The organism is Pectinatus frisingensis, from assembly GCF_015732285.1.
Lineage (GTDB): Bacteria > Bacillota > Negativicutes > Selenomonadales > Selenomonadaceae > Pectinatus > Pectinatus frisingensis.
This window is the reverse complement of sequence record NZ_WIQU01000065.1, coordinates 101939-121967: the sequence shown is the minus strand read 5'-3', so window position 1 is coordinate 121967 and position 20029 is coordinate 101939. Positions and strand designations below refer to the sequence as shown.

19 protein-coding genes are annotated in these 20029 nt (G+C 35.6%); 5 read left to right on the top strand and 14 right to left on the bottom strand.

The window, feature by feature from the left end:
* Nucleotides 1-387: 387 nt before the first annotated feature.
* From I6751_RS12280 to I6751_RS12265, 4 genes are all read right to left on the bottom strand, one after another.
* Nucleotides 388-1602: an SAM-dependent methyltransferase gene (locus I6751_RS12280; RefSeq protein WP_196590891.1), complete on the bottom strand. Its 1215-nt coding sequence runs from the start codon at nt 1600-1602 to the stop codon at nt 388-390.
* A gap of 486 nt (nt 1603-2088) precedes the next feature.
* A complete protein-coding gene (locus I6751_RS12275) occupies nt 2089-2595 on the bottom strand; it encodes a DUF4446 family protein (RefSeq protein WP_182187387.1) in 507 nt (168 codons plus the stop codon).
* 126 nt (nt 2596-2721) lie between these two features.
* Nucleotides 2722-3633: a ParB/RepB/Spo0J family partition protein gene (locus I6751_RS12270; protein ID WP_182187388.1), complete on the bottom strand. Its 912-nt coding sequence runs from the start codon at nt 3631-3633 to the stop codon at nt 2722-2724.
* A complete protein-coding gene (locus I6751_RS12265) occupies nt 3626-4384 on the bottom strand; it encodes a ParA family protein (RefSeq protein ID WP_196590892.1) in 759 nt (252 codons plus the stop codon). Before I6751_RS12265 ends, I6751_RS12270 begins: the two co-directional genes overlap by 8 nt.
* Nucleotides 4385-4750: 366 nt before the next feature.
* Between I6751_RS12265 and I6751_RS12260 the strand changes: the two genes are divergently transcribed.
* The 3 genes from I6751_RS12260 to I6751_RS12250 all read left to right on the top strand — a co-directional run bounded on the left by I6751_RS12260 (nt 4751) and on the right by I6751_RS12250 (nt 8278).
* Nucleotides 4751-5425, top strand: a complete 675-nt coding sequence (locus I6751_RS12260) for a methionine synthase (RefSeq protein WP_196590893.1) — start codon at nt 4751-4753, stop codon at nt 5423-5425.
* 39 nt (nt 5426-5464) lie between these two features.
* Nucleotides 5465-7858, top strand: coding sequence for a homocysteine S-methyltransferase family protein (locus tag I6751_RS12255; RefSeq protein WP_196590894.1), 2394 nt, complete (start codon nt 5465-5467; stop codon nt 7856-7858).
* Between the two features lie 237 nt (nt 7859-8095).
* Nucleotides 8096-8278, top strand: a complete 183-nt coding sequence (locus I6751_RS12250; RefSeq protein ID WP_196590895.1) for a hypothetical protein — start codon at nt 8096-8098, stop codon at nt 8276-8278.
* A 146-nt stretch (nt 8279-8424) separates the two neighbouring features.
* Here the strand turns inward: I6751_RS12250 and I6751_RS12245 are convergent, their stop codons facing one another.
* Nucleotides 8425-9390, bottom strand: coding sequence for an ATP-dependent 6-phosphofructokinase (locus I6751_RS12245; RefSeq protein WP_182188770.1), 966 nt, complete (start codon nt 9388-9390; stop codon nt 8425-8427).
* Between the two features lie 220 nt (nt 9391-9610).
* Here I6751_RS12245 and I6751_RS12240 point away from each other — a divergent pair, with 220 nt between their 5' ends.
* Nucleotides 9611-10783 carry a phosphoribosylaminoimidazolecarboxamide formyltransferase gene (locus I6751_RS12240; RefSeq protein ID WP_196590896.1) on the top strand — a complete coding sequence of 391 codons (1173 nt, stop codon included), beginning with the start codon at nt 9611-9613 and terminating at the stop codon, nt 10781-10783.
* 227 nt (nt 10784-11010) lie between these two features.
* Here the strand turns inward: I6751_RS12240 and I6751_RS12235 are convergent, their stop codons facing one another.
* The 9 genes from I6751_RS12235 to rpmH all read right to left on the bottom strand — a co-directional run bounded on the left by I6751_RS12235 (nt 11011) and on the right by rpmH (nt 18158).
* A complete protein-coding gene (locus I6751_RS12235; protein WP_196590897.1) occupies nt 11011-11733 on the bottom strand; it encodes a hypothetical protein in 723 nt (240 codons plus the stop codon).
* A gap of 32 nt (nt 11734-11765) precedes the next feature.
* Nucleotides 11766-12482 carry a 16S rRNA (guanine(527)-N(7))-methyltransferase RsmG gene (gene rsmG, locus I6751_RS12230; protein ID WP_196590898.1) on the bottom strand — a complete coding sequence of 239 codons (717 nt, stop codon included), beginning with the start codon at nt 12480-12482 and terminating at the stop codon, nt 11766-11768.
* Nucleotides 12483-14357 carry a tRNA uridine-5-carboxymethylaminomethyl(34) synthesis enzyme MnmG gene (gene mnmG, locus I6751_RS12225; RefSeq protein ID WP_196590899.1) on the bottom strand — a complete coding sequence of 625 codons (1875 nt, stop codon included), beginning with the start codon at nt 14355-14357 and terminating at the stop codon, nt 12483-12485.
* A gap of 62 nt (nt 14358-14419) precedes the next feature.
* Complete coding sequence (gene mnmE, locus I6751_RS12220) at nt 14420-15814, bottom strand: tRNA uridine-5-carboxymethylaminomethyl(34) synthesis GTPase MnmE (protein WP_231037855.1); 1395 nt, start codon at nt 15812-15814, stop codon at nt 14420-14422.
* Nucleotides 15815-15964: 150 nt separating this feature from the next.
* Nucleotides 15965-16603: an RNA-binding cell elongation regulator Jag/EloR gene (gene jag / locus I6751_RS12215; protein WP_182187397.1), complete on the bottom strand. Its 639-nt coding sequence runs from the start codon at nt 16601-16603 to the stop codon at nt 15965-15967.
* A gap of 17 nt (nt 16604-16620) precedes the next feature.
* Nucleotides 16621-17292 carry a YidC/Oxa1 family membrane protein insertase gene (locus tag I6751_RS12210; protein WP_182187398.1) on the bottom strand — a complete coding sequence of 224 codons (672 nt, stop codon included), beginning with the start codon at nt 17290-17292 and terminating at the stop codon, nt 16621-16623.
* Nucleotides 17293-17325: 33 nt separating this feature from the next.
* Nucleotides 17326-17535 carry a membrane protein insertion efficiency factor YidD gene (yidD, locus tag I6751_RS12205; protein ID WP_182188771.1) on the bottom strand — a complete coding sequence of 70 codons (210 nt, stop codon included), beginning with the start codon at nt 17533-17535 and terminating at the stop codon, nt 17326-17328.
* Nucleotides 17516-17902 (bottom strand): ribonuclease P protein component, encoded by a 387-nt coding sequence (gene rnpA / locus I6751_RS12200; RefSeq protein ID WP_182187399.1) that lies wholly within the window; start codon nt 17900-17902, stop codon nt 17516-17518. The genes yidD and rnpA overlap by 20 nt, the downstream gene beginning before the upstream one ends.
* Nucleotides 17903-18023: 121 nt before the next feature.
* A complete protein-coding gene (gene rpmH / locus I6751_RS12195; protein ID WP_182187400.1) occupies nt 18024-18158 on the bottom strand; it encodes a 50S ribosomal protein L34 in 135 nt (44 codons plus the stop codon).
* Between the two features lie 355 nt (nt 18159-18513).
* Here rpmH and dnaA point away from each other — a divergent pair, with 355 nt between their 5' ends.
* The gene (gene dnaA, locus I6751_RS12190; RefSeq protein ID WP_196590901.1) at nt 18514-19929 is read left to right on the top strand and encodes a chromosomal replication initiator protein DnaA; all 1416 of its coding nucleotides are present in this window, start codon (nt 18514-18516) and stop codon (nt 19927-19929) included.
* Nucleotides 19930-20029 lie beyond the last annotated feature (100 nt).

Below are 20029 nucleotides of genomic sequence, written 5' to 3'. Positions count from 1 at the left end.
TTTATCTTCAATGCATCATCCAAATTTTTTATGGCTAAGTTTAATTGTTGTTCTAAAAGCCTGAGCCTATTAGCCAAATTTATTTCATTTTTCTGTCGATAAATAATTTCATCTGTCCTCACATATAATAATATATTTTCTAATTCTTTTTTTTGTTTTTCTACATCGGAAAATAATTTTAAAATAACAAAAACTCCTTCGTAATAACAATTGATTCTGTATATATTATATCCGATAGTGAGGATAATTTATACAGTTTGGTAAAAATTTTCTCTATATTTTTAATAAAATTAAATTTAACCATAAAAATATCTTGCAACAACTGAAAAAAAAGGCCATTATGATAAATTCTTATCATAATGGCCTATCATAGATCAAAGCAGCATTCTATTCTTCATACATGTATTTATTAGTCATCGGCAACGTATTATTGACACCCTTACTTAAAAGGAATTGCACTACATCAATATTTCCAGTCCTAAAAGCAGCAGCACAGCCGGAAAGATACAGTCTCCACATTCGTTTGAATTTTTCATCATACTTTTCCGGTAAAATATCCCTACAAGCCATAAACCTTTTATACCATTCATCCAACGTAAGCGCATAATGACGCCGCAAACTTTCCAAATGAAGTAAATAAAAATTAAAATCGGGGAAATATCCCACTGTTTCATGAACTGTCGGAACATATCCGCCCGGGAAAATATATTTTTTCATCCAACTATTTGTCGGTGCTTCAGTAAAGCCCATTATGGAATGAAGTAAAAACAGTCCCTGTTTTTTCAATAATGTGTTGACCTTATGCAGATATAACGGTAAAAATTCCTTTCCAACATGTTCAAACATGCCAATGCTTACTATTTTATCAAATTGATATTTTTTGGGATCTAAATCCATATAATTCAATAATAGTATTTCTACCCGGTCTGACAACCCTAATTTCTTTATTCTTTCCGTGGCACCAATATACTGTTCTTCACTCAAAGTTATACCTGTAGCTTTTACTCCGTATTTTTGCGCCGCACGAATCACCAGCCAACCCCAGCCACAGCCAATATCCAATAATGTTTCATCTTTTTTAAGCAATAGTTTTTGTAAAGAATGATCTATTTTATTTAATTGGGCATCCTTTAATGTATCAGTGGTATGCTTAAAATAAGCGCAAGAGTAGGACATCGTTTCATCCAGCCATTCAGAATAAAAGTCATTGCCGATATCATAATGACTGTGTATATTTTTCTTTTCTTGTTCTTCAATCTTTTCTTTTTTCTGTTCTTCAATTCCTGCAAACAGCTTTTTCCGTAAGTCATCAATAGCATGTTTTTTTATATCATGTTCCTGATTTTGAAACATCACCGCAATAACATCATCGATAGAACCTTCAAAATCTATACTACCATCCATATAAGCTTCACCTAATGTCAATATTAAATCCGAGCTTATATTTTTAACATCTTTCAAATTAGGTTCCCGACTAAAAATTATTGTAAATTTTGGGGGTTCCGTACCATAACTTTTTTCTTCACCATCCCAGAATCTAACACTAAATCCGCCCTTGTTCCAATGGCTGAGCGCAGCCTTCAACGCAGCTTTTTTTAACATAAACATCGCCTCACTGATTAATTCAATTCATCGGCCGGGCAGTATAACATATAATTTCACCCACCAAACCGATTAACAAAATTAGCCCATATCCAGATAATAACATTTTAAAAATAAACAAGCCTGACTTTAATAAGCATTACTCATGGTTAAACTAACCATACCCCGGATGCATACTGTTTTTTGTAAAAACCATAATACATTACTCTTACTTATAATAGTAGTATATATATTATTAATTATAAGTTTATCACTATATTTTCAATATTACAAGCATACTGTAATTATATACTGCATACTTTCTTCCTGGAGTAATACAAATTCATTTTAATAAAACAATCTTCAATATTTTCTGCAAATCCCTCAACAGCAATCGTCTTCGTGATGCAATATCATATATTACGCCATTATTTTGTATTTATTTTTCAACCAATCAGCAAAAAAAAATAAGGCCGGACAAAATATCCGACCCTGCCACTTATTCATTTAATGACACATCATTGCCTTATTTAAAGCTTCCTGTTCTTCGTCAGAAAGCTTATATGTAGAATTTCCTCTGTCGATTGGCTTTAAGTATGTGTTTGAGCTGCTGCGGCTGAATATACTTGACAATATTATCCCTGTATTTGTTTCATCCAAGAGAGCGACTGCATAGCTCAAATCACCCCCAACATCCTTAAATGCTGAAAATCTTACTATCCCAACTTTTTGTATAACCGTTTTTAAAACATTATGAATATGTCTATTGTCCGCTTCTATCTCAGCATTTTCTTCCATTACTTTTTCTACTTTATCAATATGCTCCATCAGCATTTTTTCAAGATCAACCGAATTACTCCCCGTCATCATTTGTTTATATGTTTTTTTCATATTGTTGATTCTTACCACCAATACCACTGCGATCACATATGCCAGTAAAATCAATACAGCCATTGCAATTATAATATATAATAGCATTTCATTATTCAGGCCATTTATTGTCCCGTACATCATTTATTGCTTCATCCTCTCACAATGACATAAGGTATACTTATATATTCATTTGAAATATTCCTTATATCAATTATTTATTAATAAGTACGCCATATTATACCATAAAAATATTTTTATTATCAAAGATTAAACAAAAAAATCTCCATTATTTTTTTCCTGTATATATTTTTTTTCCACTGGCAATAATGTCTCAATTATCTGATTAAGTTCTTCTACTGAAGTAAATTCAATCTCTATTTTACTTTTTTTCTTTCCTTTCCTTATATTGACTTTAGTTCCCAAAAATGCTGTCAATTTATCCTCTGTATCATTTATGAAAACATCTTTCGCTTGTATATTATTAACCAACTTTTGAGAAAGATACTCGGGATTATTTAATAATTTTTTCACCAGCATTTCTACATTTCTCGCTGACAAAGATTTAGCTATGATATATACAGCTGCCTTTATTTGCAGTTTTTCAGTATTAAGCGAAAGAAGAGGTTTTGCCTGCCCCATATTTAATGCCCCTTCTTTAATAAACTGCTGCACCATTTCCGGCAGTTGCAACAGTCTCAAAAAATTAGCTACATGACTACGGCTCTTCCCCACATATTGTGCTATCTCACTTTGTTTTATTCCTGTTTCTTTAATCAATTGCCCATAAGCTGCTGCTTCTTCTATAGCATTAAGATTTTCTCGCTGTAAATTTTCAATAAGTGCTATCTGTGCTGTCTCACTATCATTATAATCACATAATATAGCCGGAATTTCCGCCATATTATTTTTCTTACAAGCCCGCCACCGTCGTTCACCTGCTATAATTTGATAAATATTTTCTCGTTTTCGCACCAAAATTGGCTGCAGCACACCATGCTTCTTTATGGACTGAGCCAATTCTTCAATAGCTGCGTCAGCAAAATCCATACGCGGTTGAAAAGGATTAGGAACAATCCTGCTGACAGCTATCTGTCTTATACTTGTATCATCAGTAATCTTCACATCTTTTAAAAGTGCATCTAGTCCTTTTCCCAAACCATTATGTGTTTTTTTAACCATTTTTTATCACCTCTTTGGCTAATGACTTGTATGCCGCTGCACCTTTTGACAATGGATCATATTCAATTATTGAACAACCGTAAGAAGGTGCTTCACTTAATCTCACATTACGTGGAATTACTGCATTGTACAATTTATTGGGAAAATGGCTTCGGACTTGCTGAGCCACTTGTGCCGATAAATTAGTTCTGGCATCATACATGGTCAATACTATTCCTTCTAACGAAAGTTCTTCATTAAGATTTTTTTGAACCAGATTTATCGTGTTCAAAATCTGTGTCATTCCCTCCAACGCATAATATTCGCATTGCAATGGCAAAATGACAGAATTTGCGGCTGCCAAGGCGTTTATAGTCAGCAATCCTAATGACGGTGGACAATCAATTAAAATATAATCCCATTTCATTTTTATTTTACTTAATATTTTTTTTAGACGTGTTTCACGTGAAAACATTGATACCAATTCTACCTCTGCCCCCGCCAAATCTATCATAGCTGGTATAAGATAATTACCCGCACTAGTACACAATATAGCATCATTAACATCCGCATCACGCAGCAACAAATCATACAATGATTGTTTGATATGACCCTTGTCAATACCACATCCGCTTGTAGCATTTCCCTGCGGATCAGTATCAACTAATATGACCTTTTTATCCAGACCGGTAATTGCTGCACTCAAATTTACCGCCGTTGTTGTTTTTCCAACACCGCCTTTTTGATTGGCTATAGCGATAATCTTAGCCATATAATCACTCTCCTATCATAAATATCATATAGTTTATTACAGCAGGTTACCTTCATACTCATTTATTATTTACTATGCAAATAGTAAAACCCAAACATATTAGTCTGCATTTTTACAGATCAGTACTCAATTAATGCCGTATGAAATAAATACATGCAATAATCAATAATCTTTCATGTTTATATTGTAATAGAAACAATTTCCACAATATAGATTTACTTTCCTGCTTTATTCGAACAATTATCATACTAAAATTTTTATATCATTACCAAAAAATATATTTCATGCTAAAATATATTATATTTCATAAAATTGTTATACTATATAATATATAAATAATCTAATTTCTGCCTGTGAGGTGATATTATGCCTATATACAACGCTCCCTTAAAAAAAATTGATGAAACACAAACGCGTCGCTATGCCGGACTGGCAGCTGCCGATTTCAGCAGCAAAGCTATCCATGATGCTTGTACTGAAATGCTTTATACGGCCGAGCCACACGGCAGCTGGGAAATATATGATTATGACACGCTTACTTATACCATATTGTCAGCTAACCCCTTTACACTAAACGGCAATAAAATTCGTCAGCATCTCAACCACTGTAATAAGGTTATTGTTCTTGCTGTTACGATTGGCAGCAACATAGAACATATAATTGAAACCACCTTCCAAACCGGTAAATACACCCATGCTTTACTTTTAGATGCCGCAGCCACAACTGCCGTAGAACAAACTGCTGACAATTTAGAAAAAAATATTGATCCTTTTATTACCTCCATGGGATATAAACGTATATGGAGATTCAGTCCCGGTTATGGTGACTGGAATATAAGCTGCCAACCCCAGATGCTAAAACTGGCAAATGCTGCTGCCATCGATGTTTCTCATACTTCTTCCATGATGCTCATACCAAGGAAATCAGTTACTGCAATAATTGGGCTAATTCCACAAACAGATAATTTTTCTCCTGAAAAACCATCATGCAATAATTGTCAACAAAAAAACTGCCTTTCTCGAATAAAATTCCATAAATAATTTATCGCATGTTTCACGTGCAACAAAGAGGTAAACCACATGATCAATCTATTTGACGGTGCTATGGGAACCATCCTGCAATCACAAGGAATTTTACAACCCAGTACCTGCCCAGAGCTGCTAAACGTAAAAAATTCTCAAGCTATAATAGATATACATAAAAAATATATAGCAGCCGGTTCTACTATTATTGAAACCAATACTTTTGGTGCCAATCGTATAAAATTATCCCACTATGGATTAGAAAACGATATCCGGCTTTTAAACAAAGCCGGAGTAAAAAATGCAAAAACTGCTATGCAGGGACATGGTAAAGTTGCCGGCGCTATGGGACCATTAGGTCGATTTATTGAGCCGTTAGGTGATATTAGTTTTGATGAAGTATATGACATATACTTTGAACAGGCACAAGCTTTAGCTGAAGGGGGTGCAGATTATATTCTCATCGAAACCTGCATTGATATACAGGAAATGCGTGCCGCCTTATTGGCAGCTAAAGCCGCAGCACCTCTTTTGCCCATTTTCTGCCAAATGTCCTATTCCGAAGATGGCCGAACCGTAACTGGTACCGACCCGCAGACTGCAGCCATTACATTGACAGCTATGGGAGCTGATATAATAGGTGCCAACTGTTCCACCGGACCTGAAGAACTTATTCCTATCATCAAAATTCTGTCAGAAAATACACATTGCCCCATAAGTGTCCAACCTAATGCAGGCATGCCGCATTTGATAAATAAAAAAACTGTTTTCCCGATGACACCTGCCGATATGGCCAAGTGGGCACCCATGCTTATAGCTGCCGGAGCTACTTTTATTGGTGGCTGCTGTGGTACAACACCTGATCATATAGCTGCTATCAATCGATCCATCAAAAATATTGCTGAACCGATACGGCATCAGCAATTTCCCAATGACTTAGTTTTAACCAGCAGAACAAAAACTGTATTCATAGGTTCAAATTTCCCGACACGTCTCGTCGGTGAAAGAATAAACCCAACCGGTCGAAAAAAACTCGCTGCTGAAATAAAAAACCAGTCTTTCATTTCAGTAAAAAAAGAAGCTGTAGAACAAACTAACGCCGGTGCCGATATTCTCGATGTAAATATGGGTGTGGGCGGCATTAATCAAGCTGCAGCTATGGAAAAAGCAATAAAAGAAATAGCACAAATAGTCGACGTTCCTTTATCTATTGATACTAGTGACCCTGCTGCACTAGAAGCCGGGTTAAAAGTCTATCCTGGCCGGGCTCTTATAAATTCTGTATCAGCAGAACCTGACAGATTAAAAAAGTTCTTACCTCTTGCCAAAAAATACGGTGCAGCTATCCTCTGCCTTCCCTTATCAGATAAAGGGTTACCAAAAACGGGCAGAGAAAGAATACACATAATAAAAAAAATTATTGCGGCAGCAAAACAAACGGGACTGCATGATAATGATTTTATACTTGATTGTCTTGTAATGACCATCGCTGCCGAAAAGAATGCCGCAACGGAGGTATTACAAGCTTTATCTTTATATCGTCACGAACTGGGATATCCATCCACGATGGGACTATCAAACATTTCATTTGGTCTGCCTAATCGGGCACTCATAAACAGCACCTTCTTTGCAATGTGTTTAGCTAATGGCCTTGACGCCCCAATAATGAATCCTTATGATGAATCGATGAAAAATACATTAACTGCCGCAGCAGCTTTAATTGGAAAAGATCCCAACGGCAGACATTACAGTATGTCTGTTTCTCAACAAGATACCCCTACTACAAATAAATCGGTCACTACCCCAACGAATATACTGCAGGCAATAAAACATTCTATTATCACCGGTGAAAAGGAAAATGTTGCTGCCATGGTTGAACAGGCTTTAAAAAATGGCTATACTTCAAATGAAATAACCGAAAAAGCTTTAACTGAAGCAATGAATGATGTAGGAAAAAATTTTGGAGCCAAAAAGATTTTTCTGCCACAAGTTATGCTATCAGCCGAGGCTATGCGCGAAGCTTTTATAAAAATAAAAGAAGTTCTTCCTTCAGCTGAATTAACTGACAAAGGTACCGTTGTCATTGCTACGGTCAAAGGTGATATTCATGACTTGGGAAAAAATATTGTTGCTGCATTATTAGAAAATAATGGTTTTAAATTAATTGATTTGGGCAAAGATGTAGATGCTGAAGAAATTGTCAGGGCTGCTATAAAAAACGACGCTGATATTGTTGGTTTATGCTCATTAATGACCACTACTATGTTACAAATAGACAAAGTGATCGCTGCCCTTAAAAAAGCCGGTGCACGTGCTCACGTGATAGTCGGCGGTGCCGTATTAACACAAGAATATGCAGATGCAGCTGGCGCTGATGCTTACGCGCAAGATGGTGTAGTTGCTGTAAAAATAGCTAAAAAGCTAATAATTTCAAAAACACCTATGTCTTAATTCGGCAGTTATTCATTGAGTATTTTATAGGGCTGTCGCACGTGGTTAAGAAAGTGCGGCAGTGTTTTTTTATAAAAAGTGCGCCCAGACTTTAAAATATCTGGGCATACGTGTAAAATTTAAGTTTCAAAAATATTTCAGGAAAAACGGACACAAGATTTGGAACAGGGTACTTCCAAAAATGGAATAAAATTGTGTTTAAATAGGACTATATAATCTGAAGGAGTTTTTGCCGATGTGAACGTTGGCCTTGCCTTTAAACGATTTTTCAGCCGTGGGAGCGTATTAGTCGAAAACATATTGCTGGCTATGATGCACAACATTAATAAGTTACAACATAAAATACAGGCGGATCATCAAGGAAGATATATTTTCATATTAAATATGGCAGCTGAACTAAAGAAAAAGCGCAAGAAATAGATGGTTTTAGAACCATCTATTTCTTGCGTCCTTTTTTTAGTTTAACCAAATGTTATTTATTTTAAAATATGTTTAAAACTTAAAAATGAGACTGCCAGTGAAGTTTAAATCATCTTAATGCGGCAGCCCAAAATTAACATAATATATCAAGTTAATATTTTAGCAATACGAATATATTCTCTATCAAGTTCTTTCTTATTTTTAACTACATCATCCAAATTTATTGAAACAATATCGCCTTTATTATAACCAAATGCAACATTATAAAGTCCGGACAACAGCGCTATTGCTGCTTTTTCTCCCAGTTGACTGGCTTTTACCCTGTCTTCTACCGTAGGAGAACCACCGCGTAAAATAAGATCTAAAACTGATATACGTGTATCTAATTTTGTTTTTTCTGACACTGTTTTCCCTATCTTTACCACACTGCCGTATCCGTCAGCCACTACTATAAGACTGTAAGTTTTCCCACTTGAATGCCTTTTTATTAAACTTTTTACTAGTTCATCCATGTCAGTTTTATACTCCGGTACCAAAATATACTCTGCCCCACCAGCTATTCCCGATACCAGCGATAACCATCCACATTTTTTTCCCGCAACTTCTACGACAATTACCCGACGGTGTGATGATGCTGTATCCCGTAATTTATTAAGCGCGTCAACAATTGTATTTGCCGCTGTATCACAGCCTATGGTATAATCCGTTCCCCATATATCATTTTCAATAGTAGCCGGTATTCCTACAACAGGGAAATCAAATTCATTATTAAATACTTTGGCACCTGTCATACTGCCATCCCCACCAATTACAACAAGCCCATCTATGTCATGGCATTTTAGATTATCAAACGCTTTTTTCCGCCCTTCCTTAGTTTCAAATTCCGGACAAAAACTTGTTCCTAAGAAAGTGCCACCGCATTGTATCGTATCACTCACTGATACTGAATTAAGCTGATTTATTTGATCATGTACAAGACCATAAAAACCATCATGTACACCCCAAACCATTGCCCCTTCAAACAAGGCTGTGCGTGTCACTGCCCTTATTGCAGCATTCATTCCCGGACTATCTGTCCCACTTGTTAAAACAGCAATACTCTTTATCATTATGGTTATTCCCCTCCATTAATCAGCTTTGTAATAATATTATACCTTCAAAAAATATCTACGTCTAATATTATTATTTTATATTTTATACTCCAAATTTCATAATGCTTTACTAATATTATTTAACTTGACAAAGTAACCGGCAAAATGATACAGTGAGCTCGTAAATATCTTATATTAACATACTTTTAATAAGCTCCATAATATACAAAGGAGAATACATATGAATTCTTTAGAATTAAAATATGGCTGCAATCCAAATCAAAAACCTGCTAAAGTGTTTATGCAAAAAGGTGAGCTTCCTTTCAGTGTATTAAACGGACATCCTGGTTATATCAATTTACTGGATGCGTTTAATAGCTGGCAGCTGGTGCGTGAATTAAAAGCAGCTACCGGACTGCCGGCTGCTGCTTCTTTCAAACATGTCAGTCCTGCCGGTGCTGCCATTGGTCTGCCTCTTTCTGACCTGCTAAAAAAAATGTATTTCGTTGAAGGGTTGGATATCACACCATTAGCTGCTGCTTACATACGAGCACGCGGTGCCGACAGAATGTCATCTTACGGTGATTTTACAGCATTATCGGATGAGTGCGATGCAGCAACGGCTTCATATTTAGCACGAGAAGTTTCTGACGGCATTATTGCTCCTGCTTATTCAAAGGAAGCATTGGCCATATTAAAAAAGAAACGCAAGGGCAATTATCTTATTTTACAAATTGATTCATCATATATTGCCCCGGAATTCGAAACAAAAGAAGTATTTGGTGTAACATTTGAACAAAAGCGCAACAATTTACAGATTGATTCAACACTTCTAAAAAATATTCCTACTGATAATAAATTTTTACCACAAGATGCTCAACGTGATTTGATCATTGCCTTAATAACACTCAAATATACTCAATCCAATTCTGTTTGCTATACTGAAAATGGGCAGGCTATCGGTATAGGCGCCGGACAGCAATCACGGGTGCATTGCACCAGATTAGCCGGTAATAAGGCTGATACATGGCATCTGCGCCAACATCCTAAAGTACTTAACCTGCCTTTTAAAAAAGATATCCGCCGCCCCGATAGGGACAACGCTATCGATGTATACATATCTGATGAATATATGGATTTATTGGGAAACGATAACTGGCAGTACAGTTTCACTAAAAAACCAACTATCTTGACCAAAGATGAAAAAACAGAATGGCTTCATCATATATCCGGCGTATCACTTGGATCTGATGCATTTTTCCCTTTTGGTGATAACATAGAGCGTGCTCATAAAAGTGGTGTAAATTATATAGCACAAAGTGGCGGATCCATCCGTGATGACAATGTGATCGCAACCTGCAATAAATATAATATCACCATGGCAATGACTGGCATTCGTTTATTCCATCATTGATTTACAGATTCACATTATATAATTAGCTTAATTAAAAAGAAGAATTATCAACAACTGTTATTAACATTGTTGATAATTCTTCTTTTGTTAATATTAAACTTTCTATTTCTCAGTTATTAACATTTTATCAACAACTATTTGATTAATAATAATAGTTATCCACAATATCCACACATATTTCTGTGGATATTGTGGATAACTGAATATTTTTTTTCAGATATGCAAAATTATATACTTACATTTAAGACCCGGTCAAGAAAATCACTTGCTTTTTTATCAATCCCATCTTTTTTCACATCAATACCAACTAAATTATCCTTTGTATTTATCACACCGTTAAATATAGTTTCCTCAACACTTCCCGGTATAATATCCTCCCAATTTTTTACAGAATAAACATTTTGTTTAACATTATTAGATGGTTGTCCCATTACTTCCAGTTCACATAAAAACTGTATCTGACGCTGTTTTGGCCGTATATAATAATGATCCAGCAGATATGTCTGGTTATCATTATCACTTGCATATGTACCGGAGGGAATATCAGCCTTATTTGCATCAACAAGTTTAGCCCATACATCAATTATTTTTTGTTTACTATTTGGCTCCAGTATCCATCGCGCCGATTTACGATCAAGATAATAAAAAAACCTTTCATCCTTAGCTATTAAAAAAAATCTTTTTTTATCAGTTTCATTTGCTTTTTCAATTTTCTTGAAAATCTGTGCATCCTTCTTATCCATATCAGATCCATTACTCACGACCATTCCATCTGTCTGTCCCTGCTGTCCGCCTGATTCAGCTGCCGATTTTACTGCTGTGTCTGATGATGTGGTAGTGTTGCTGCCGACCACAGGTTCCGAATCAATTGCTGCAGAGGGCAATGCGGCAAAACAAATATTATTCAAAGCACCTCCTAACAATAATATAGTTATTACATAACGCCACATACACATTCCTCCCATTAATAATGTCTTCAAAATTATAACGGCTTTTTTTCCGGATTACCTGCCTTACGAGGATACATTGGTGGTAATTTACCAGTTTTTTTTATATAAATTATTGCCCTGACATCATCCAAGCCCGGTAATTTTACAGATTTTATTTTATCTACCGATGCCTTCAAAACTTTTAAAGCATTTTGTGCCATAGCAATTTCAGCTTCATACTGCCTGCCCTTAAGAGCAATAAAATAGCCTTGTATTTTTACAAATGGTAAAGCATATTCACACAATACCGGCATTCTTGCTACAGCACGAGAAAACACTACATCATATTTTCCCCGATAATTTTTTTGTTTTCCTAATTCTTCTGCACGGCCATGAATAATCTCAATATTCCTAAAATCCAATTTATCAGCTACTGTCTGCAAAAATTTTACCCTTTTATTCAACGAATCAAGTAACGTCAGCTGCATATCCGGATACATTATCTTAATTGGTATACCGGGAAACCCTGCCCCTGTTCCTACATCTATTGTTTTAGATGAATTATTGATTATTTTTTCATCACAAACACTCAGCGAATCAACCATATGTTTTACAGCCACTTCACCCGGATCAGTAATTGCTGTCAAATTTATTTTTTCATTCCATTCAACCAATAACTGATAATATATATCAAACATTTTTAACTGTTTATCACTTAATTCTAATCCAAATTCAACAGCATACTTTTCCATATACTCAATAAATTGCATTTATTCACTCCTCCGGGTGCGTTGCTCCAGATAAATTAATAAAATAGATATATCAGCTGGTGAAACTCCTGAAATCCTGCCGGCCTGTCCTAATGACACCGGCCTTATCTGTAACAGTTTTTCTCTGGCTTCATCACGCAAATTATCAATCTGCTTATAATCAATATCTGCCGGAATCTTTTTATTTTCTAATTTCTCCATACGTTCTATCTGTTCCTGCTGCTTATTTATATATCCCTCATAAACAGCATTAATTTCTACCTGCTTCTTCACTGCAATATTCACCACTGGTAAATTAAAGATATTTTGTAACCGCCCATAATCAACATTTTTTCTCTTTAGTAAATCATATAAAGTCAAACTTGTATGTATTTCATCCAATCCATTTTCTTGAAGAACTTTATTTATTTCTCCACTTGGATTTATTTTCTTTGCCTTCAGCAATTTAGAAATTTCATTAATTTTATCACGTTTCTTTGTATATACAGCATAACGTTCATCATCGACCAAACCAACCTGTCGTCCTTTTTCAGTCAATCTCATATCAGCATTATCCTGCCGCAAAATCAGTCTGTATTCTGCTCTTGATGTCATCATACGATATGGTTCCTCAGTTCCTTTAGTAACTAAGTCATCTATCAATACTCCAATATATGCCTCCGATCTTTTTAAAATAAGCGGCGGCCTTCCTTTTATTTTCATAGCAGCATTAATTCCCGCTATAAGGCCTTGAGCTGCCGCTTCTTCATATCCGGAAGTTCCATTGGACTGACCGGCCGAAAAAAATCCATTGATATTTTTATGCTCAAGTGACGGCTGCAGCTGCAGCGGATCAAGGCAATCATATTCAATAGCATAGCCTGGCCGCATTATCTCAACATTCTCCAGTCCAGAAATTGTTTTTAAAAACTCAAATTGAACATCTATCGGCATACTAGTTGACATTCCCTGCACATACATCTCATTAGTATGCACACCTTCCGGTTCAATAAATAACTGATGCTTATCCTTATCAGGAAATCTAATTATTTTTGTTTCTATTGACGGACAATAACGCGGCCCAACACCTTCAATGATACCATTTGCCATTGGTGCTCTATCAATATTGTCCCGCAATATTTTATGAGTCTTTTCATTTGTATATGTGAGCCAGCAAGGCACTTGTTCACGAGTTGATATATCGCTCATAAAGGAAAAATTATGCGTTTCATCATCACCATTTTGTATCTGCATTTTACTAAAATCTAATGTTCGTTTATCAACACGAGCTGGTGTTCCTGTTTTAAAGCGCATCAACTTAACACCATTTTTTTTAAGTGATTTCGACAATTCCATAGCTGCCCTTTGTCCGACCGGTCCACCCTCATAAGTTTTTTCCCCAATTATCACCCGCCCGCGCAAATAAGTGCCTGAAGCTAAAACAATGCAATGACATGTATATACTTCACCTGTTTCAACCTGAACGCCAGTGACTGCATTATCTTGTGTCAATATTTTTTCAATCAATAATTGCTTTACATCTAGGTTTTCCTGATTTTCACAGGTTTGCTTCATCAATAACTGATAGACCTTTTTATCAGCCTGTGCGCGCAATGCCTGTACTGCCGGTCCTTTACTAGTATTAAGCATTCTATACTGTATACAAGTTTTATCTGCATTTATTCCCATTTGTCCACCCAATGCATCAACTTCACGCACCAAGTGCCCCTTAGCGGGTCCACCTACCGATGGATTACACGGCATCAAAGCTATATTATCAAGATTCAATGTAGCAAGTAACGTTTTACAGCCAATACGTGCAGCAGCAAGACCTGCTTCCACGCCAGCATGACCTGCTCCGATAACGACTATATCATAACTTCCGGCAATAAACACTTTCGTTCCCCCAAAATCTTTATATTACTAACAAAAAGTATATTTCATATTTATAACAATTTTTATTTTCCTATACAAAAACGGCTAAAAATTTCATTTATTATATCTTCATTTACTGTATCTCCTGTTATATCACCAAGCTTTTCCCATGCCGAACGAAGATCAATTACCACTAAATCTTCAGGTATATCATTATCAAGTCCCTTAAGCGCATCACTTAAATGACTGTCAGCTTTTTTCAAGGCATCTGCCTGCCTCACATCGTTTACAAATTCACCCTCATTACTGACTATGTTATCATTGTAAACCATTTTTTTTATAATTTGAATAAGTTCTGTCAAACCATCCTGTTCAACAGTGGACATATGGATAATTTTACTATCCGGGCAGTTTATTTTCATACAATTTTCATCGAACGCCTGCGGTAAATCACTTTTATTTAAAACGATTACTGCATTTTTATTCTTCAATAAAGCCATTATTTTCTGATCATCAGTATCAAGTTTTCTAGATGCATCAAATAAAGCTAAAATCAAACCAGCTTTTTTTATATATGTTAAGGACTTATCAACACCAATTTTTTCTATTCTATCTTCAGTTTGTCGTATACCAGCCGTATCAATTATTCTCAACGGTATTCCATCTATATCCGCGTATTCTTCAATACTATCACGTGTTGTACCTGGAACATCAGTAACTATCGCCCGTTCATCGCGTAATAATAAATTTAATAGGCTCGATTTACCAACATTAGGCTTACCCACTATTGCCGTCACAATTCCATCGCGCAATATCCGTCCTGTATTGGCACTGGCGAGCATATTGCCTATTTTACTGCGTACTTCACCGATCTTTTCCATCACTTGAATATTATCAATTTCATCAACACCCTCTTCAGGAAAATCAATGACAGCTTCATAATGTACAATAACATCCAATAACAACTCACGCATTTGGTTGATTTGAGATGAAAAATACCCCGACAAATGTCCGGAAGCCATTTTTAATGATGCTTCTGTCTTCGCCCTTATTATATCCATCACAGCCTGTGCCTGCGCCAAATCAATTCGCCCATTTAAAAAAGCCCTTTTTGTAAACTCACCTGGTTCTGCCAAACGTACGCCATTTTCAAGTAAATTCGCCAAAATATTTCGTAAAACGACCATTCCGCCATGACATTGCACTTCTACAATATTTTCTTTAGTATAAGAATGTGGTTCACGCATCAACAAACAAATGACTTCATCTATTACTTTTTTGTCATGCAAATCATAAATTTTCCCATATATTGCCCGATGCGAATGCCGTTCTGATAAAGCTCTTTTGTCCCCTGCTACAAAAATTTTATCAACAATATTTATAGAATTTTTACCACTGACGCGAATAATTCCTATCCCGCCTTCTCCTGGTGGAGTAGCAATAGCTGCTATGGTATCATTTATTTCTTTATTTAACAATTTTTCCTCCATCAAATATAAATAATATTTAACTAATATTATAGCAGATAATTAAAAAGCTGCCCCGCAAATTTGGACAGCTTTATGGAAAATTCCGGCAAGTATAAAAATAATTCTGCTAATTACATGATTTAGCAGAATTATTTTTTCTTATTTTTTTCTCTTTACATCAATTACAATACGGCGATGTGGTTCCTCACCATCGCTATACGTAGTAATGTCGTTTTCATCTTGCAATGCCATATGGATTATCTTACGTTCATGTCGATTCATCGGTTCTAATGTGATTTTTCTATTGTGATTTCTGACCTTGTCAGCCATCCGCCAAGCCAAATGCTTAAGAGTATCCTCACGGCGTTCCCGATAGTCTTCAACATCCAAAACAACGTGTATTCTATTTTCAATAAGTCCCTTATTAGCAGCCAGATTGGTAAGATATTGCAATGCATCTAATGTTTGCCCATGTTTACCTATCATTATTCCCATATCATCATCACTGCTTAAATTTAATACATAACCATAATCCGTTGTTTTAGCATTAATATCCACATCCATTCCCATTGTGGAAAATAATTCATTCAAAAATTCACTGGCTTTTTCCTCCGGGGAAAGTTCTTTTACACTGGCACGTATTTTAGCACCCTTACCGCCTATAATACCAAAAAAACCTTTTGACGGTTCTTCTAACACCTCAAAAATTACCCTATCCTCAGATAAATCCAATTCACGCAGTGCATTTTGTTTTGCCTCATTGATGTCCTTTCCCGACATCTCTATAGTCTTTGTCATTTTCAAAGAAGCCTCCTCTACTTAGTTGGCTGTTCTTCATTACGATACATCCACCATTGCTGCAATACCTGCATAATATTCATTACAACCCAATATAATACCAATCCTGCCGCAAATTTAATACTGATCCAACCAATAAAAATCGGCATGGCAACCATCATTATCTTCATCTGGGCAGCTTGCGCTTGTGCAGATGATTTAGATGTCTGCCATTGAGTGACAAATGTAGTCAATGCTGATAATATAGGAAGTATAAATAATGGATCTGGCATGGCCAAATTGGGCACCCATAAAAACGAAGGATCATTAGTAAAATGAACACTTTGCAATGCATAAAACATCGCCATCAAAATAGGCATCTGTGCAAATAATGGCAGGCACCCCGCTAAAGGATTCACCCCTGCCTCCTTATACACCTGACCCATTTTTTGTTGCAATTCCTGCGGCTTACCTTTATATTTTTCCTGCAGTTGTTTTATTTTGGGCTGCAAATCCTGCATTGCCTTCATCGATTTTACTTGTTTTGCTGTAAGCGGATATAATAAAACTTTAATAACAATAGTCATCAAAATAATGGCTAATCCATAATTGCCAATCCCCAAAAGCTGAGTAAAATCATAAAAAAACCCTACAATAATCTCTAATATCTGTACTATTGGGTGAAATAACGAAGCAAAAAATTCACTCAACTCATCACATCCTAAATATTATTCTATAATAAATTATTTGACCGGATCATAACCGCCCTTATGAAAAGGATGGCAGCGCAATATACGTTTTATTGCCATAATCCCGCCTTTTTTAACACCATATTTGTCAATAGCTATCACCGCATATTCCGAGCAGGTTGGAATATATCGGCAGGACGGCGGAGTCAAGGGGGAAATAAAATTACGATAAAAATAAATAATATTAAGAATTACCTTTTTCATCATCTTTTAACACTGCTTTCCACACTCCGGCTTTTTTACACAAACCAACAAAAGCTTTATTTACTATCTGGTAATCAGCCTGTACTGCTCCAATGCGTCCTACTAGCAAAATACAACAATCAGCTTTGACATTTATTTTATTTTTTCTATATACTTCGCGTAAAATTCGCTTTATTCGGTTGCGCATAACTGCATTTCCAAGCTTTTTGCCCGCCGCAAAACCGACCCTATGATTAAAACGATTTCTGCTATTATATTCTACATGCATTACTATATAACGATTAGTAAATACCCGGCTCTTTTTATAAATTGCCTGGAACTCCTCATTATACTGCATTACTATTTTTTTATTTAATTTCTGATTCATATAACTCCATGCTTTTTATAGGGTCAGCAGTCCCCGCAGCGTCTGCCCGGGGCTCCTTCCCTTTATGCACGATTTTTTAAGACTACACAAAACTTCAGGCAATCTATATTATACTTCGTGCTTATGCAGATAATTTTTTTCTGCCGCGCGCCCGTCTCCTTTTAATTACTAAACGACCGCCCTTTGTTTTCATGCGTTCACGAAATCCATGCGTTTGTTTTTTCCAATGGTTGTTGGGTTGAAAAGTTCTTTTCACTATATGCACCTCCTTAGCTTAATAAACAGAGAATTTGCTATCTGAAATTATAGACTACACAGCTTATAGTGTCAACAATACAAAAAAATTATTGATAACTTTATTAGCTTTTGATAATATTGTATATACATATCCACATGTTTATCCACATATTTTTCATTTATCAACAAATTTATCAACAAATCTAAAAATCAGTAAATAACGACACATTTTTTTCAGCATATTGCTCTATTCTCTTTATAGCAGCTTTTTTTAAAAATTAAAGTTATCAACACCTGTGCATAATTTTGTGGATAACTTATTTATTTTGCCAATTTATTTAAATATATCTTTATTATAGAAAGGATCTTATTTGATGGAGACCGCACAATTACATGCTACTTGGGAAGAAATTCTAAAAAAATTAGAAAACTCACTCTCCCAAATGGTATGCGATACATGGCTAAGACCTATAAAACCAATAAACCTCACTACTACTTCATTAGAATTAGGAACTCCAACAGATTTTTCCAAAGACTGGATAGAAAAACATTATATGCAGCTCATAATAGATGCCAGTTATGAAGTAACAAAAGCTAAATTAGACATAATAATAACCAGTTTTCATTTTCAAGATGAAACCCCTGAAGAAGCTGAACCTCAAATACCGCTTATATATCCCACAAATTTTCCCGCCCATAAGGAAGAAACTTCCACAATAAATTCACGACCGAATATATCTCCTCTGCCAATAACTCCTGGTGATTCATCCTCTTTAAATCCCAAATATACCTTTGAAACATTTGTCACCGGCAACTCAAATAGATTTGCACACGCAGCCGCCTTGGCAGTCGCGGAATCACCAGCTAAAGTCTATAATCCATTTTTTATGTACGGCGGTGTTGGTCTGGGAAAAACGCACTTAATGCATGCTATCGGACATAAAATATTAAAAAATAATCCTGATATGCGCGTTTTATATATTTCCAGCGAAAAATTTACCAACGAACTGATAAATTCCATTCGCGACGGAAAACCAGAAGCTTTCCGACAAAAATATAGAAATATCGATGTTCTGCTCGTTGATGATATACAATTTTTATCAAAAAAAGAACATACACAAGAAGAGTTTTTTCATACTTTCAATACACTGCATGATGCTAATAAGCAAATAATAATATCAAGCGATCGTCATCCACGTGAAATCCAAACACTTGAAGATCGTCTACGCTCACGTTTTGAATGGGGACTTATCACCGATATTCAAGCACCGGATCTTGAAACTCGAATCGCAATATTAAAGAAAAAAGCCTTATTGGAAAACTTAACCGTACCAAACGACGTAATGGTATACATAGCCAGCCGCATTGACAATAATATTAGAGAACTTGAAGGCGCACTTACTCGTGTAATGGCTTTTGCTTCACTAAATAAACAAGTAATAACCAAAGAACTCGCAGCAGAAGCCCTAAAAAATGTTTTCACCAATAATGAAAACCGTACTGTAACTTTAGAATTAGTACAAGAAATCGTGTCATCATATTTCAAAATCGACATATCTGAATTAGTAGCTAAAAAAAGAACCAGAAATCTAGCTTTTCCACGTCAAATAGCTATGTATTTATGCCGTGAATTAACCGATGCATCCCTGCCGCGCATTGGTGAAATATTCGGTGGCAGAGATCATACCACAGTTATACATGCCAATGATAAAATAAGCCAGGAAAGAAAAACTAATCACAAATTAGATAATACCATCAAAGAATTAATAAGCCGTATACAAAATATATAAGCTCAATTATCCACAAAATGTGAATAATTCATGTATAAGATGTAAAATAAATGTGGATAAAAATAATAATCCCCATAATTTGTTAATATGTGGATTACCT